General features: G+C 49.2%; 11 protein-coding genes. 9 read left to right on the top strand and 2 right to left on the bottom strand.

Features of this window, described 5'->3' with window-relative positions; all coding sequences use genetic code 11:
* Positions 1-33: 33 nt before the first annotated feature.
* The 7 genes from GJR95_RS06270 to GJR95_RS06240 all read left to right on the top strand — a co-directional run bounded on the left by GJR95_RS06270 (position 34) and on the right by GJR95_RS06240 (position 13520).
* Positions 34-1530, top strand: coding sequence for an L-fucose/L-arabinose isomerase family protein (locus GJR95_RS06270; RefSeq protein ID WP_162385054.1), 1497 nt, complete (start codon positions 34-36; stop codon positions 1528-1530).
* A gap of 37 nt (positions 1531-1567) precedes the next feature.
* On the top strand, positions 1568-4783 hold the full coding sequence (locus GJR95_RS06265) for a SusC/RagA family TonB-linked outer membrane protein (protein WP_162385053.1): 3216 nt from the start codon (positions 1568-1570) through the stop codon (positions 4781-4783).
* A 32-nt stretch (positions 4784-4815) separates the two neighbouring features.
* Entirely contained in the window at positions 4816-6252 is a 1437-nt protein-coding gene (locus tag GJR95_RS06260; protein ID WP_162385052.1) for a RagB/SusD family nutrient uptake outer membrane protein, read from the top strand.
* 145 nt (positions 6253-6397) lie between these two features.
* Positions 6398-8947, top strand: a complete 2550-nt coding sequence (locus GJR95_RS06255; protein WP_162385051.1) for a hypothetical protein — start codon at positions 6398-6400, stop codon at positions 8945-8947.
* Between the two features lie 127 nt (positions 8948-9074).
* Positions 9075-11822: a glycosyl hydrolase gene (locus tag GJR95_RS06250; RefSeq protein WP_162385050.1), complete on the top strand. Its 2748-nt coding sequence runs from the start codon at positions 9075-9077 to the stop codon at positions 11820-11822.
* Between the two features lie 12 nt (positions 11823-11834).
* On the top strand, positions 11835-12779 hold the full coding sequence (locus GJR95_RS06245; protein ID WP_162385049.1) for an alpha/beta hydrolase: 945 nt from the start codon (positions 11835-11837) through the stop codon (positions 12777-12779).
* Between the two features lie 33 nt (positions 12780-12812).
* Positions 12813-13520: an SGNH/GDSL hydrolase family protein gene (locus tag GJR95_RS06240; RefSeq protein WP_162385048.1), complete on the top strand. Its 708-nt coding sequence runs from the start codon at positions 12813-12815 to the stop codon at positions 13518-13520.
* Here the strand turns inward: GJR95_RS06240 and GJR95_RS06235 are convergent.
* Positions 13510-14340 carry a GntR family transcriptional regulator gene (locus GJR95_RS06235; RefSeq protein WP_232541102.1) on the bottom strand — a complete coding sequence of 277 codons (831 nt, stop codon included), beginning with the start codon at positions 14338-14340 and terminating at the stop codon, positions 13510-13512. The genes GJR95_RS06240 and GJR95_RS06235 overlap by 11 nt on opposite strands.
* Before the next feature lie 268 nt (positions 14341-14608).
* On the opposite strand from GJR95_RS06235, the gene GJR95_RS06230 reads away from it, so the two are divergent.
* Positions 14609-15019 (top strand): Dabb family protein, encoded by a 411-nt coding sequence (locus tag GJR95_RS06230; protein WP_162385047.1) that lies wholly within the window; start codon positions 14609-14611, stop codon positions 15017-15019.
* A 43-nt stretch (positions 15020-15062) separates the two neighbouring features.
* Here the strand turns inward: GJR95_RS06230 and GJR95_RS06225 are convergent, their stop codons facing one another.
* On the bottom strand, positions 15063-16550 hold the full coding sequence (locus tag GJR95_RS06225) for an MFS transporter (RefSeq protein ID WP_232541101.1): 1488 nt from the start codon (positions 16548-16550) through the stop codon (positions 15063-15065).
* A gap of 288 nt (positions 16551-16838) precedes the next feature.
* Here GJR95_RS06225 and GJR95_RS06220 point away from each other — a divergent pair, with 288 nt between their 5' ends.
* Positions 16839-17846, top strand: a complete 1008-nt coding sequence (locus GJR95_RS06220; RefSeq protein WP_394369999.1) for an acetamidase/formamidase family protein — start codon at positions 16839-16841, stop codon at positions 17844-17846.
* Positions 17847-17945: the final 99 nt, after the last annotated feature.

Genomic DNA, 17945 nt, shown 5'->3' with positions numbered 1-17945 from the left:
AACTGAATCTAATAAAGACACAAACTGAGTGTTATGGAGAATCACATACTAAATAGTGTTGCGCCGGTTCATGAAGCGGGTATTGTAAAACGAAAAAAGACACGTCCCCGAATTGGCGTGTTTGGTGTAGGCTATTTCAAATATTGGGGTCAGTTTGACGGATTATTAGACGATCTGTTGAAAAAACAGACCGTTTTTATTGAGAAAGTAGAATCGCTGAACTCGGTAGAAATCATAGATTTTGGGCTGGTCGACGATGTAACGAAAGCCTACGAGCTTGTTCCAAAACTCAATGCGGCAAATCTGGATCTGATTTTCTGTGATATGCTTACCTATGCTACGTCGAGCACGTTTGGCGTAATCATCAAAAGCATCGAAACACCGATTGTTCTGGTCGCCCTTCAGCCCGATAAAGCGATGGATTACAGTCATGCATCAACGTATCTGCAATTGTATAACGATGATATCTGTGCTTTGCCGGAGTTTGCTGGGGTAGCCGTTCGGATGGGCAAAAAAGTGCCGCAGATGATTATCGGAACGTTGTATGACGACCCCGCCGTCGATAGTGAACTCGAAGAATATTGCCGAATCGCGGCTGTTCTACATGATTTGAAAACGGCCAAAATCGGGCATATCGGTCATCCGATCGAAGCCATGCTCGATATGCACTCGGATTCGACGATGCTGACGGCTCATTTTGGCGCCCACATTGTTCAGTGCGAGGCTCATGAGATTGTTACGCAGTATCATCAGGCAACCGACGCGGAAATAGATGCCGTTAAAGAGCGTATTCTGGCTTTTTTTGATACGCCCGATCCGGTCTCCGACCCAATTTCCGAAAAACTAAGGGATTCCGATCTGCACATAGCTGCCCAGGCGGCTGTTGCACTGGAAAAATTCATTAAAGCCAAAAAGCTCGATGGATTAGCCTATTACTACGATGGCCCAGAAGGTAGCGATACGCGGGTCGTTATGTCGAATCTGATTGTCGGCAATTCACTACTCCAGGGTGCTGGGTTTCCCATGTGTGGTGAATCGGATTTGAAAACCTGTATTGCGATGCTCATCATGGAGCGGCTGGACATTGGAGGTAGCTTCGCCGAGTTCCATCCCGTCGATTTCAAGGAAGATTTTGTGCTGGTTGGGCATGATGGTCCCCACAATATCGCCATTGCCGAAGGTCAGCCAGTGTTGCGGAGCCTGAAAAAATACCACGGTAAGCCGGGTTTCGGCGCCGGTGTCGAATTTAAGATCAAAGAAGGACCGATTACGATGCTGAGCATCAACTCGACCTATGAGGGCAAAATGAAATTCATCATTGCTGAAGGCGAATCCATCGCAGGACCAATACCACCAACCGGTAATACCAACACGCGGGGTTTTTTCAAACCGGATGTCCGCACGTTCCTCAAACGATGGATCAAAGAAGGCCCAACGCACCATTTTGCCCTGGGCGTCGGCCACCATGCCGAAACGATTCAAAAGATTGCCGATTACCTGAAAATCGAATCAGTCATCATTGACGGATAAGATTGCCCTACCTCCTTAAACCCTTAATCTCTAACTTATGAACCATTTTTTATTCCATCGGCTACGGCTCCTGGTGATTGGGAGCATGTTGAGTGTTTTAGCCGTCGTACAGGTTGTGTCTGCTCAATCAACCAAAGGGTTGGTAAGTGGTAAAATCACGGCTGACGAAGACGGTGAAGCGTTGGTCGGAGCGACCATCACGGAAAAAGGAACCACAAACGGTACGACGACCGATACGAATGGTAGCTTTAAACTCAATGTATCGGGCAATGCAACGCTGGTTGTCAGCTTTATTGGCTATGCTCCACAGGAAATTGCCGTTACGAATGGCAACGGCCAACCGCGTTCGAGCATAAATGTCGCCCTAAAAACTGACCAGCAGCAATTGCAGGATGTGGTTGTGGTTGGTTATGGAACACAGCGCAAAAAAGATCTTACCGGCTCTATCGTCAACCTCACCAGTAAAGACCTGGTGCCGGTACCCTCAGCCACAAGCGTCGATCAGATGATGCAGGGAAAAGTGGCCGGTGTGCAAATCACGCAAACCTCGGGCGCGCCGGGGGGAAATGTCAACGTGATTGTTCGGGGTATCAGCTCCATTACGGGCGGTAACTCGCCCCTGTATGTGGTGGATGGATATGCCATTGGCACGGGCGGAGGAGGTTCCGATTTGAGTACTTTCAGTTCGAACTCCTATACGGCCAGTGGTATTGCCAATAGTAGCTCAACGAACCGCATCAACCCACTTAGCATCATTAATCCTGCTGATATTGAGTCGATTCAGGTGCTGAAGGATGCGTCGGCAACGGCCATATATGGCTCACGAGGTTCCAACGGCGTCATTATCATTACCACCAAACGGGGCAAGTTAGGCAAACCTACCATCAGCTTCGAACATTCGACCGGGGTTCAGGAATTGGCCAGGAAGATGAAGTTGTTAACACCTCGCCAATATGCTGAATTCGTCGCTGAAGGACGCGACAACGCCTGGGTGTTTGCGGGCGGGAAAGCGTCTGATCCGAATAATGTGCGCAGCACCGCTACCCAGGTCAAACCCGAATTCCGGAATCCGGGTCAGTTTGCTGACGAAGGCTATGGTACTGACTGGCAGGACGTCATTTTCCGAAAAGGGATGGTTCAGAATTACCAGCTGTCGGCCAGTGGCACCAGTAAGGATGTCAGTTATTACGTGTCGGGCGGCTATTTCAACCAGAAAGGCATCATCATCGGCTCTGACTTCAGCAAATTTACCCTGCGTACCAACATCGATGCCCAACTTAGCCAACGCCTGAAAATAGGCGCTTCGTTTTCTGGCGCACACTCGTACGGCGATTTTGCCCGTGCCGAAGGTCACCTGCAATTCCGGGGACTGATTTCGGCAGCGCTGGCAAGCGATCCAACTATTCCGGTGTATAATGCCGATGGAACACCTTATTCTGAGTTTTCCAGCCCAACGGGTATTCCGGTCGAAAATCCGGTGGTAATTGCCGCCGAGTTTTCGGATAAACGCAACAATACCAATGTGTTCACCAATAATTACCTGCAATTTGAACTGGCACCGGGACTTATTCTGAAAACATCGGTTGGCGTGAATTATTCCAACAATGTGACACGCTTATGGAAATCGTCGAAGGTAGGGTTGGCTACCAGTCGGACGGGGGCGGCTACAGCGGGTTCAACTGAAGTAAAAAGCCTGAACTGGCTGAACGAAAATACCCTGAATTATCGGCATAAGTTTGGCGGAAAACACGATATCGATGCCTTAGTAGGTTATACCATCCAGAAAAATTCGGATGAAATTTTGCAGGCTGGGGCAACTGGTTTTTCTACAGATTATGTACCTTTTCTGGCAGCCGGTACCGTCTCGACGGGTACGAATTACATCAGCGAATGGGCTATCATGTCGTGGCTGGCTCGGGTCAATTATACCTATGCCGGAAAGTACTTACTGACCGCAACCATTCGACAGGATGGCAGCTCGCGGTTCGGCGCAAAAAATCGCTGGGGCACGTTCCCGTCGATTTCAGCGGCTTACCGTTTGTCGGATGAGCCTTTTATGAAATCGGCCAGTTTTATCAGTGATCTGAAACTCAGAGCCAGTTTTGGGGTTTCGGGTAATAACCTGATCCCAAATTATGCCACTCAGGGATTGCTGGGCGTTGCTCGCACCGTATCGAACGGGCAGATCGTATCGGGGGTGGTGCCGAACAGTTTAGCGAATGACGAACTGACCTGGGAGCAATCCGTACAATCGAACGTCGGCATGGATTTGTCGCTGTTTCAGAACCGATTGTCGTTTACGGTCGATGCCTATCAGGCTTATAAGAAGAACCTGCTGCTGAACGTAACCTTGCCATCCGCTTCCGGCTTTAGCACGTCAGTTCAGAACATTGGCGAGGTCGAAAATAAGGGGATCGAGCTAACGGTTAACTCGCAGAACATCGGCAAAGGCCCATTTCAGTGGAATACCGATTTTAACATCAGCTGGAACCGCAATAAAGTGCTGGCGCTCAACTCCGAAGCGGCCCGAATCGTCACCTCCGATTATCAGGTCGCACAGGTTGGCTATCCGATTTCCAGCTTCCGACTCCTCAACATTTTGGGCGTTTTCCAGACTCCGGAGGAAATCAGCAAAAGCCCTATCCAGAATCCAAGAGTACAGCCGGGCGATTACAAATACCAGGATGCGGATGGCAATGGTACAATCAATACGTCGGATAAAACGATTGTGGGTAACCCCTGGCCTAAATTTACCTGGGGTCTCGGTAATCGCTTCAGTTTCAAGAATTTCGCGTTGAGCATTAGCCTGAATGGTACTTATGGCAATCAGATTTATTTCCAGGGTGGGGAAGTGTCTTTGAATGGAGCCGGGGTTCAGAATCAGTTAGCGTCGATGGCTGATCGCTGGAAGTCACCAGAAAATCCGGGTGCAGGCTTGTACAGCCGGGCTATTCGGAACGACTATGCCTTCGGCTTTAGCGCCGGAACGACCAAATACCTGTTCGACGGTTCGTTCACCCGCATTCGGGATGTTAATCTTTCCTACACATTCCCATCCACGGTCATTAGCAAATTGAAACTCCAGGCCTTATCTGTCTATGCCGATGTGACGAACCTCTACACCTTCACGAAATATCCGGGTTATGATCCGGAAGGCAGCACCGGGGGCGATAATCTGGCCAAGAGTGGCGTCGACTTTTTCTCGTATCCGAACCCACGGACCTATACCGTTGGCCTGCGCGTAACTTTTTAATCACTCCATTGATTAATTCTCCTTTTACTGCCATGAAAAAGCGAATATTGGCCATATTGTTTCTGACGGCCACTTTATCATCTTGCCAGGATTTTCTGAATCTGAAGCCAGCATACCAGATTAGTGATCAGAGTTTCTATCAGAATCAGAATGATTTTGAGACGGCCCTGGTCGGGGTTTATAGTACCTCACGGGAGCTATATAGAGGCAGTACGATTCAGTATATTGGCGAATTGTCGACCGATAACGCTGAAATTCAGTGGTCGTCGCCATCCGCCGATGAGATGCAAATGGACCAGAACGGGGTTACAGCAACCAATGCGTTTGTTCGATCGGTCTGGAATACATGCCTGTACACAATCTCGCAGTCGACCAACCTGTTGAACCGGATCGATGCGGTCAATTTCGATCAGACCGCCAAGAACCGGATTAAAGGCGAAGCACAGTTTCTGCGGGCGTTCAGCTATTTTTATCTGGTTCGTTTGTTTGGCAATGTGCCCATCACGACGCAAACCTTCAGCAGCCCGGCACAGGTAGCGGCCGCTGATTTAACGCTGAAGCCCAAAGAAGAGGTTTACAAATTGATTCTGGCCGATTTGACCAGTGCCGAAACACTCTTGCCCGCCACGCTTACTGCCGACAAAACCAGAGCCTCGCAAATGACGGTCAAAGCCCTGCTGGGTAAAGTATACCTGACTCAACTGAGTTACGATCTGGCAGCTACCAAACTGAAAGAGGTGATCGACTCAAAGCAGTATTCGCTGGTGGCCGATTATAAATCGCTGTCGACCAACGGTAATGTCAATCTGCCGGAAACGCTTTTGGAAGTCGATTATCTGTCGGGCCAGACGCTGGGCAATAACTATTCGTCGCTGTTTACGCCCGCCATTACGAGTATGGCTATCTTTCCGGGAAATGCACAGGGGTCGGGCCGTATCGTGCCAACGCTGGACTTAATCAAAGCGTATGAAAACGGCGACGCCCGTAAGGCCATATCGGTCAACGATTCGGTTTTATTGATTGGGGGCAAGAAATCATACAGTCGTTATGGATTGAAGTTTGTGGATTTTAAGGCCGTTGATCCGGGTGATGGGAGCGTTTCGTTCACGATTCTTCGCTATGCCGATATATTGTTAATGTATGCCGAAGTGCTGAATGAACAGGGCAAACCAGCGGATGCGCTTCCCTACATCAATCAGATTCGGCAGCGTGTCAAGCTACCCGTTCTGGCGGGTCTTTCGCAGGCCGATTTACGACTGGCGCTTGAACGCGAACGGCGGATAGAGTTCCTGTATGAAGGTCATCGGTGGTTCGATCTGGTCCGGACCGGGCGCGCGCAGACGGTCCTGAATGCCCATTATGCGAGTCAGAAACTTAACTTTTCGGTTCAGGATTTTGAGGTTTTATTTCCTATTCCGCAAGCCGAAATAGACCTGAATCCCAAACTGAAGCAGAATCCGGGCTATTGATCGCACAATAGATTGGTGGAAATTCGTTTGTCTATTTTTTTGTCATGCTGATGACGAGTGCATCTTAACGTAGAATCAAGAGTATATTAAACGTTACGTTGCGACCTTCACCAGCATGACAGAATTCAACCCATACCCTTTACTCATGCGTTCCCAAGCCTTACTCTTACTGTGCCTGCTCACCGTAGCCATTTTTGGTTTTACGTATTCGGAAATATCCAGTACCGATACGCCAAATCTGGACAACTCGACGCTACGAGGAAAGCCATTCAACAACATTACACTGGAAGCGTCGCTCAAACCATTCAAGAAGAACGACAAGGCTTATATTCAGCAGGTTGCTACCGAGCTTTTTACGCAATGGTCGGCTTTGTTGCGCCATACCGATACGGTTTCGGTGATGCTCTGGACATCGGATGGGTCGGAGATTCTGGATTACAAAGGCAGGCTGGATCAGCCGCTCGAATGGGCGCGTTACATCGGTAACCCCAACACCGAGCACGAAGTTGGTTCGGGACCCAAAGAATTATCGCTTCACGAACGGGCTTATGTGTACATGGAAAACCCGCCCGCATTTACGTACGGTGATTTGAAGTTCATTATTCAAACACTGAAAGAAACGGGTCAGCGAATTACCGGCAAACCCGTTCGGATTGGCGCTACGTTTGATCCGGGGCCGGAGTTTGCCAAATCAGAATTTAAGTACAAAAAACATCCGGAAATTCTGGGTGGCAACGCCATGGGGCACAAGACCATGGTCAGTTGTTATTCGACCCTGAACGCCGATGCGGATGCATATGCTGGATATCCAAAAGGTATTCCGGCCAATACGCCTTTTGGTACGTTTCTGGGTCGGCAGAGCCAGCATTTCCTGACCGATCTGGGGTACGATTTCATCTGGCTCAGTAACGGCTTTGGGTTCGGTGTCGAAGGCTGGTCATCGACGGGGGCCATCTTCAATGGGAAAGCGTTTGCGCCCGAAAAACTGGCGAATACAAAAGAATTGATTGCGGGTTTCTGGAATATGTTTCGTAAAGAATGCCCGAAATTTCAGATTCAGACGCGAGGTACCAACTTATCGACAGGGGCCGATTTAGCCCGCGACGGCGTTGATTTAAAGCAGATTTACGGCGGTCATTACAACATGCTTCCTCCGCCTAATTCGCCCTGGGCGGCCCTGGATGGTGATTTTGGCCTGGAAATGGTAGGCTACATGTCGCGAATGGCCGAGTTGCCCGACGAGCGTTATTTGTTTCGCTACTATACACATGATCCGTGGTGGGTCAATAGTCCGTGGCTGGATCGTTACGGTCAGGAGCCGCACGATATTTACCTGCCTATGTCGGTGGCGCGCATCAATGCAAAAGGCGAGATCCGTCTGCCAACGCACCTGAATTTCCTGACGGCCGATAATTCGTATGGTGAGATGCCCGCTCAGGTGCCCGATGAAGTGACGCCCCATATTCTGAAAGCGCGCTACGATTCGCCAACTGCGCCGGGCCCACTGGTTTGGGTATATCCGTTCGATGAATACCATAGCTGGGCCTACAAACAGCCCGAACGACTCCCGGAAATTTATTACGGCGACTGGCTTATCCGGCAGGCTATCAACAATGGGTTTCCGTTAAACACAATTACATCGACCGGTTCGCTCCAGAAAGTGTTAGCGTCAAAACCGGCTTATTTCAGTGAGTCGATTCTGGTTTCCATTGTGCCGGAAGCCGGTTCTTCGCTCGAAAAAACGTTGATTGATTTTGTGCAGAATGGCGGCAAACTACTCATTTATGGCCCTGCCTATCATGCCGGACCTGCTTTCCTGAGTTTGCTAAATCTCCAGAACACCACTGCTATTGACGGTGAGTTTCGGGTAAATTCAACCATAACGCTCGACGAGCTGACGAAAAAATACCCGGACAAGATTGTCCACAATGCGCTTTTTTCGGGTGGCGGCATTGCCACGCAAGTAAAGAACAAGAGCGATGCTGGTACCAAGGTACTGGCAAAAATGACGCAGGCTGCGAACGAACGCGACGTGGTTTGGGTACGCGAAAAACCGGAGTGGAAAGGCGGCAAGGTGGCTTATGTACGCGGCACCAATTCGAGCAAGTTTACGGGCGGAAAGCTGCTGACTCCTGACGACCCGGAGCAATTGTTTACAGGCCCGCTTTTGATGCGCTACGTGCTGAATCAATTTGGTCTGGATTACCGGATCGAAAAGCGAAACCCATCGGTTAAAAACCCCGTTTTGACCATTTCCCGAGGCAGTAATGGCTTTTTCTTTTCGGGTTACTGCCCCAATACAACCATTACCCATCGATTCAAACTACCGCAGGGAGCGCCCATTCTGACGGGCTACGAAACGGAGTTGGCGAATGGCTATTCGGTCTATTCCATGCCGAAAGCCTGGCATCGGGAAAGTCGCCTGTTTATTGATCAGGCTGACGGAATCGTGTCGTGTCAGGAAATGACATCGGGGGTGAAGCATATGAAACGCTGTATTCGCCTGATGGGTCTGAAAAATGCAACCGTCCGTATCTACCCGGATGAAGGCGTTACGGATGAGGGCCTGCATGTTTACACAAACACGAGCTATCCGTGGAAAAAAGGACAAACAACGTTCAAACCCGGTGACAAAAAGTACGGTAAGCATTATGTCGTGGAAAATGTAACGGGCGATCTGGTAGCGTTCTGGTGATAAACTTTTTATACGCAAAGAGCGCGAGGATTCCGCAGAGGCCGCAAAAGTTAACGTACTCTGCATAATCGTTGCGCTCTTCACGAAAAGCCTTGCGGCTTTACATTTAAACCCAACCTCCTTTCTTATGAAACGTAGTTTCTCCCTGCTGGGATTTGGGCTACTTGTGGCTATGGTTTCGTTTCATAGCATAAGACCTCAAGTCGATATAGTCACCTACACAAGTTTACGGGAAGGATTCAAAAATCCACCCATTCATGCCCGGCCCAAAGTGTACTGGTGGTGGTTGAATGGGTATGTCGATACGGTTCGATTGAAGGAAGAATTGACATCCATCAAAAAGGCCGGATTGGGTGGAGTCGATATTTTTGAAATTGGATTGCCACCCGCCAGCGATCCGAATCAGATTATCCCGGCAGGACCGGCTTTTATGAGCGACGCATCCGTAAAAACGATTCACATGGCCATTCGGGAAGCGGGTAAACTGGGGCTGGAGGTAGGCTTGAACTTGGCCAGTAGCTGGAATGCGGGCGGAACCTGGGTGAAGCCCCAGCACGCAGCCAAAACGCTTTACTTCTCCAAAACGACGGTCAGTGGTTCGAGCCAGTCGACCGTTCGGTTACCGTTTCCAGCCATCCCACCCGACAAGCAGGGCAAACCAAGGCCAATTGCGTATGGCCCGGATGGCAAACCCGCCTATCACGAAGAAGTAGCCGTAATTGCCCTTCCGGCTGGCCAGCAGGCACAACTCGACACAACGAAAATTATCAATATCTCGGCCTTTTTCGATGCTAAAAAAGAAGAACTGACCTGGAAAGCGCCAGCGGGTGAGTGGGAAGTTTATCGGTATATCTGCTCCAATTCGGGGGAGCAATTGATCCGCCCAACCCCCAATTCCGTTGGCCCTATCATCGATCATTTTGATTCGACGGCTACGCGGATGCACGTCATGTATTTCATCGACCGATTGAAACCACTCATCGGCGATTTTCGGAAGAGTGCGCTCAAAAACCTATACCTGGCCAGTTATGAAGCCAAAGAATTTACGTGGACGCCAACCTTACCGGCAGCGTTCAAAAAACTGCACGGCTACGACCTTTACAAGTTTTTGCCCGCTATTTATAATCCTGAGCATTACCAGCCGGAAGTCGCCAAAAACTTCCAGTTCGATTTCGACAAAACCCTGTCGGAGTTGATGATCAACAACCATTACCGGAAAGCGAAGGAAATTTGCAACAGCTACGGTTTGCAAATCATTTCCGAATCGGGCGGGCCGGGCCATTTACACCACATTCCGGTCGAAACGCTGAAGGCGCTGGGGGCGCTGGATGTGCCGCGCGGAGAGTACTGGTACAACCGAACGTTTTTTATGGAAAACGACAAGGATAGCCTGGTCGATATGCTTTATCTGGTGAAAGAAATTGCGGCTGCGTCGCATATCTACAAGCGAGGCATTGTTGAAGAAGAATCGTTCACCAGTTACTGGGACTGGCAGGAGGGACCATCTGACTTGAAACCTTTAGCTGACCGGGCCTTCTGCGAAGGCATGAACCGGCTGGTCATTCACGGATTTCCACACAATCCAAAGGAGATGGGTCATCCTGGAATTGCTTATTTTGCCGGCACTCATTACAATGATCGGAACACCTGGTGGCCGAAGGTCAAGCCGTTTAACGATTACCTGGGCCGTATCTCATTCATTCTTCAACAGGCTGATTTTGTGGCTGATGTGCTTCATTATTACGGCGATAATGTGCCGAATTTGATTCCACCCAAGAATACACGGTTTACGGTTGGGGCAGGGTATGATTATGAAGTGGTCAATACCGAAGTTTTAATGCGGGATCTGACCGTCGAAAAGGGCAGCTGGGTGTTGCCTGGTGTCGGGCGTTACAAGGTTCTGAGCATTGGAAATGAGGGCCGTATACCATCGGAAGCGCGGGCGAAACTCAAAAAACTGAGCGAACAGGGAGCCACATTGGTCGAACAGAAACCGGCAATGCCCGCCTTGGCGGCACTCCATATTCCACCTGATTTTAGCTATGCTGGCCAGAAAGCAGATCAACGCTATACGCCACTGGATTACATTCACTATCGGCGCGATGAACTGGATTTTTACCTGATTCGCAACACCACCAATCAATGGGTATCTAAAGAATGCCATTTCCGGCAACAGGCGAAAACGCCCGAAATCTGGGACCCAATTTCTGGATCGGTTGTGCCCATATCTGTTTATAAGCAGGAAAATGACCGAATCAATGTGCCTGTGTCGCTTCCACCTTATGGAGCTTATTTTGTCGTATTCAGCAAAACTTCGGCAACTTCTGGCCCTAAAGTCACCAATGCTGATTTTGACATACTGAACGCAACGAAACCCGCCTTGGTGTTGGATGGCCCCTGGAATCTAACCTTCCCCAAAGGTTGGGGCGCACCCGAATCGGCTACGTTTCCCAAATTAATTTCCTGGACGGAATCGGAGCAAAAAGGCATCCGCTACTTTTCAGGAACAGCCACTTACCAGAAAACATTTGACTATAAGCCCGTTGCAGCTACGGTCAGGCAGCGGGTCTATCTCGATTTAGGTGATCTGACGAAAGTAGGAGAGGTGTGGTTGAATAACAAGTCCCTGGGCATCGTCTGGACACCGCCTTACCGCGTCGATATTACTGACGCTATTAAAACGGGTGCCAACTCGTTGCGTATCGATGTTGCCAACACCTGGTCGAACCGGTTAACCGGCGATGCTATAACTGGTGAAAAATACACCAAAACAAACATCACCAAAGCTAATAAGAACCTGGTTCCCTGGGATAAATTGCCCCTGATCAAGTCAGGTCTGTTGGGGCCGGTTACGGTTCAGATCGTAAAAAACTGAGTACACAAGGCTATGAAAAAGTATGTGTGGTGCTGCCTCTTTGCGTTGATTGGGTTAATCAAACCGATTGGTTCATTAGGGCAATCTGGCCAGCTGAACGCCAAAGAGCCTGCCCGAATTCAGGACGTTATTTACGACCATAAGTTTGGTACTGCGCTTACGATGGATATTCTGAAACCCGCCAAACCCAATGGAATTGGTGTCATCTTCGTGTTGAGTGGAGGCTGGCACTCCGACATCAGCATGATTGAAAAGCGCCGTAAGCACTTCCATTATTTTACGGATCGGGGTCAAACGGTATTTCTGGTCATTCACGGATCTGCCCCGAAATTTCAGGTGAGCGAAGTCATTCAGGATGCGCACCGGGCTGTGCGTTTTATTCGGTTTCATGCTGCCGAATACGGCGTTAACCCCAATCGGCTGGGTATGTCAGGCATGAGTTCAGGCGGCCATATCTCTCTATCGATCGGTACCGGCGTAGGGCTGCCTTCGCAGCCTGATTCCATTCAGAAGGATGCCTCGGCGACCATCGATCCAGTCGATGGCGTTTCCAGTCGGGTGCAAGCCGTTGCCTGTTTCTTCCCACCCGCCGATTTGGTTAATTTTGGAAACCCTGGACGGTTGTTTGTCGAATGCGATACGGTACGTCGGTACTGGCCGCAGTTTGGTGTAGAAGGAAAGTCGAGAGACGAGAAATTGGCGATAATGCAGAAACTGTCGCCTTATCATCAGATTTCTACCGATGATCCACCGACGTTAATTTTGCATGGAACCGTTGACCCCATCATTCCTCTGGAACAGTCAGAGCGGTTTATTGCCCAGCTAAAAAAAACAGGCGTTCCGGCTCAGTTGATTATTCATCAGGGTGGTGCTCATGGTTGGGATGAGACCTGGGAGTCGGATTTAGGTGTACTGGCCGACTGGTTTGAGAAATATCTGTTGACTGAACGGAAATGATACAGCCGCTACGGCTTTAAAACTATCACGACTATGTTAAGAAAACTTTTTCTACTGATCTGTCTGCTGGGTTTATCAGTTCGGCTGATGGCTCAACGGGCCGACTCAACTACGTATTTAGCCGATATCAGAAAGGAACTGAACACGGTTTGGCCCAAAAATCGGACAATCAATCTGGTGTTTCATGGGCATTCAGTACCGGCGGGTTTCTGGCACGATCACGAAGTTCATACACTGGAATCCTATCCGAATCTGGTGCTTAAAAAATTGAAGGATCAATATCCGTATGCCGTTATCAATGTGATTGTTACCGCCATTGGGGGCGAGAATTCCATAAAAGGACAAACCCGATTTGAACAGGATGTACTGGTTCATAAGCCCGATGTTTTGTTTATTGATTACGCCCTGAATGACCGATTCTCCGAGATCGGCAAGGTAAAAGAAGCCTGGGGTCAGATGATTCAGGCAGCGCTCGCCCGAAACATAAAAGTCGTGCTGTTAACGCCTTCTCCCGACAAGCGATTAGACATTCTGGATCGGACAAACCCACTGGAGCCGCACGTTCAGCAGATTAAGCAACTAGCTGAAAAATACCACACGGGCCTGGCCGATCCTTATGCGCAATTTAAGCGGATTGCCGCTCGTGGCGACCTGGTCAACTACATGTCGCACGTCAATCACCCGAACCTGGAAGGGCACGAAATTATTGCTACTGAATTGATGAAGTGGTTTACGAAGTGACCGGATTGGCAGGGCGATAATCGTATTCAGGGCTCGCGATAACGGCAAATTTGTATTTATCGCCGTGGTAATACGATTGCTCGATTTCAACAACTTTATCGCCGGTGCAGATAACCGCACTATCCAGTACAAAAACTGGCGTTGGCTTACTCAGTTCAAAATTAGTGGTGTTGGGCTCCAGAATTTTCACACCCAATGTTTGTTGAACCTCGTTGATTTTCAGATGATAATTGTTTTCGTAGACTTTAAAATAAGAGACCTCCGTTGGTATTTTATTGATCTTTGGGCAAAGTGTCAGGGAAATGTATTTGACCTCGTCCTTGATGAGCAGCTCATCGGCATAGCGAAGTTGATGCAGTTTTAGAACAGGCCCATCAATGATAAAATGCCGCCCATTTATCTCCGATGAAATTCCATCCTGTAGCACTGTTTTCTCCAGTACTATATTCTTTGGCGTGAACCCTTCGGCAATCAGACTATCGTGAAAACCTCGCCGGGTGGCATAGATGGAACCGAGTGTGCGTAATAAATGGTGGTCTTCCGTTCGATTAAGCACATACGTTCCTTTCCCCTTTATGCGTCGGGCCCAGCCTTTGGATTCGATGGCAAGCAGCGTTTTTCGGGCCGTTGTATTGCTTATTTTAAAGGTTTTAATGAGCTCATTTTCAGACGGAATCTGATCGCCTGGCTTTAACTCACCAGTTTTTATCTTTTCAATAATGATCTCGCTAAGCGCGATGAATTTCGCTTTATCGGTTGCTAGTAGAGCCGTTGCCCGTTTTTTTTCCATCAATTCAATAGACCGGTCAATGAGCTGCAAATGCTTGAGTTGAGTATTGTTCTGTTGATCAAACAGAAGAGGGCATTCGCACGTTGGTCAGTTTGTAAATATACAATGTTCCTTCTTATGATTAAACCTGATGTAACGTGAGAAGCAGCGGATTGACGGTGTTTATATCCGTAATGAGTAAGCAATTGGCAACTTTTGTGAATTAGAAAACTTCGGGAGTTGCTTGCTGACAATCTGTTGCTCATTTTTGCTTCTATAAGCGGACAAATACCGTTTTGATTACCAACCGGAAGCGTTTATGAACGAGCAATCACGCAGAACATTCGTTAAAAGTAGTGTCGCGGCAGGCTTAAGTGCTGCTATTCCCGCAACGAGTATGGCTGAAATGGCCCCCAAAGAACTGTTTGTGCACCATGTGCTTTTCTACCTGAAAAAGCCAGATAGCGCATCCGACAAGGCCAAACTGCTGGAAGGGTTGAATAAACTGGCGAAATGTCCTACCATTAAACTAGTGCATATTGGTACTCCGGCTGGCACAACCCGCGATGTTATTGAGCGGAAATACGCCTATTCCTGGCTCTGTTTTTTCGATAGCCCTGCCGATGAGGAGAGCTATCAGAAACACCCGATTCACGATGATTTTCGAAAAAATTATTCATCGCTGTGGGAAAAAGTTGTCATCTACGATTCAATTGGGCCGAAGCGATAGAAAGTTATACTGGACGACCTTACATTTAGAGGTCGTCCGGTTCCTAAGCAGTGGCTCCCGGCACCGTATTGCCCGAATCGATTGACGGGGATGGCAGTGGCGTAGTGCCGCGTGTAAACGAAATAAGCGCGCCCATCAATACCAGACCTGTCATTGTGAGGTAGACATAATGCATGCCCAGAAGTTGAGCAACGGCGCTTTCCGGTGAAACAGAATGGGCTACGCCATATCGATTCCGGAGGCTATACCAAACAGCGGCAGCCAGAGCAATACCGACTACAAACCCTAGATTGCGCATAAAGGCAATCATACTGCTGGCAATTCCCCGCTGTGTCAGCGGTGCGGCATTGAGGGCGCTACTGCTGTTTGGCGATTGAAACAGGCCAAAACCTAAACTGACCAGTGAACTTCGCCAAACCACGTCTGTCCAGTCCCAGCTAGTATCCAGAAACGAAAAGGCGAAATAGCCACAGGCCGTAATCAGTAAGCCCGTACTCGATAACCAGCGGGTGCTGACTCTACTCGATAAATAGCCACCCAGCGGGGCAATAATGCTGAGTGTTAAAGGTCCGGCCAGCAGCACTAGCCCTGCCCGTTCGGGATTTAGTTCCAGCAATTGCTGCAAAAAGAAGGGTATAACAAACAGATTGGCTCCAGACGCAACAAATCCACAAAAGGCGGCCAAAATGGCGGCCGTAAAGGGTTTAATTCGGAATAGGCCGAGCCGTAACATGGGTTCGCTAACCCGCATTTCCCAGAGCAGAAAAAACAGGATCAGAACTACCCCGATTGACAGTAGTGCGATGACAAGAGGGTCATTCCAGCCATAATGTGGCTCAGGGCCAAAATCCAGCCCGGTCAGTAGTGTCGTAACGCCCACTAGAAAAAGACCAGCGCCAACCAGATCAAAGCGTTGTCCGGTAACTTTTGGGCTTTTGGGGAGTATTGTCCAGGCGCGCCAGATTGCCAGTAAACCAATCGGAACATTCACGAAAAAAATACTCGACCAGCCAAATTTGCCGAGTAACAGGCCCCCAATTACGGGCCCTGCACTGGAACCCGCTGCCACAACCGAGCCCATTAAGCCCAGAGCCTGACCACGCTCGCGCGGGGCGAAAGCATCACTGATAATGGCTGGTCCGATGGCGTAAATCATGGAGGCACCTAACCCCTGTAACACCCGAAAAGCAACTAGCGACCAGAGGCTCCAGGCAAGTCCACAGAACAATGATCCTACTACAAAAACACTAAACCCCGTAATGTATAGCTGTCGGCGACCAACCCAGTCCGACAATTTGCCCATGATAAGCAACGTACTGGTTGTGGTTAGCAGGTAACAAAGCACGACCCATTCAACGCTGTCGCCAGCGGCTAATTCACGGCGAATTGTTGGTAGGGCAATATTGACAATGCTACTATCGAGCGTCGACATGAACGTTCCGAACATGACTGTGCCCAGAATGATCCATTTGGTTGGAGCCGATGAGTCGACGGCAGAAGAGGGAGAGGTCACAGGCAAATGAAGTTCCATTTAGGGTTTAACTGGTGGAATAGACTGGTTGTTTGGGCCAGACTCAACTAAAATTGACGATAAAACGAGGACGAAGCTACTACTTCGCCGTTGATCTTTTATCTTGAGGGACTCTTAATCATACGCTTCAATCAACAATACAACCCAATGAAAACATCCAGACGTAAATTTCTACACAAAACAACCCGAAACGGCCTGGCGGCTCTCTCGTTGGGTGGCATCACCACTGACGTATCCAACCTGATAACTGGTCATGACGCGGCTCCGGCTGAGCCATCCCTGGAGTCTATGTTACTCAAGCCTGATCACGTTGTTCGATCGTTGCCGGAAAATATGGTTTACGGCTATTTTGGGGCTGATGTACCGTCTGTCTATAAAGTAAAAGATGGTGATGTGGTTGAAATTCAGACCGTAAATCCGTCGGGTGTTAGCCGGACCAATCCGGAAGAATTTTACGCCAAGAATCAGTTGCCTGTCGATGCACACGCGCAGGAAGTCATTGCGATCATGAAAAATGTGAAACCCGAACCATCAGGCATTCGGGGTCATATGCTGACTGGTCCGGTATACATCGAAGGGGCTCAGCCCGGCGACAGCCTTGAAATTCGCATTCTTGACCTGACCTTTCCGGCTGGTTTTGGCGTAAACAGTGTCTGGCCAGGCGGAGGTGGTATACCGGATGAGGTTAAAACCCGTGAGACGTTCGTATACCGCTATGATGCCAAACGAAAAGTCGCGTTATTAAAAGAGGGCGTCGAGATTCCACTGAGGCCATTTATGGGTGTTATGGCCTTGTCGCCACCGGCGGAAACGGGCCGCGTTAGCTCAATCCCACCCGGATTTTTTGGTGGAAATCTAGACATCAAGCACCTGACAAAAGGAACGACATTACACCTGCCGGTGTCGGTTCCGGGTGGTTTGTTTACCACGGGTGATGGCCACGGAGCGCAGGGAAATGGCGAAGTGAGTGGCGTTGCGATTGAGACGGCAATCACGCTAACGGTTAAATTTATCGTTCACAAAGGAAAAACGCTGAAACTGCCCCGCGCCGAAACGCCAACGCATTTCATTGCCGTTGGGTTGGATAAAGATTTGAATAAAGCCATGAAAAATGCGCTTTCAGAAGCCTGTGCATTCATTCGGGACGAACTGGGCTTTACGTTCAACGAAGCGTTATCGATTGCCAGCACCGCTGTTGATTTCGAAGTAAGTCAGGTAGTCGATCAAACGCTGGGTGTCCATGCCATGATTCCCAAATCGATTTTTACGAATAAGAAATTCGCCTATTGGCAGTAGCTTATATGACTTCGCTCATCGGTGTAGAGAGGCCCCACGATTATTGGTAGCAAGATTAGAAACCGTGGCACCCCTTTACACCGATGAGCGAAAGTCCTG

It is taken from the genome of Spirosoma endbachense, assembly GCF_010233585.1.
GTDB classification, from domain to species: Bacteria; Bacteroidota; Bacteroidia; order Cytophagales; family Spirosomataceae; genus Spirosoma; species Spirosoma endbachense.
This window is presented reverse-complemented; position numbering and strand designations above follow the sequence as displayed.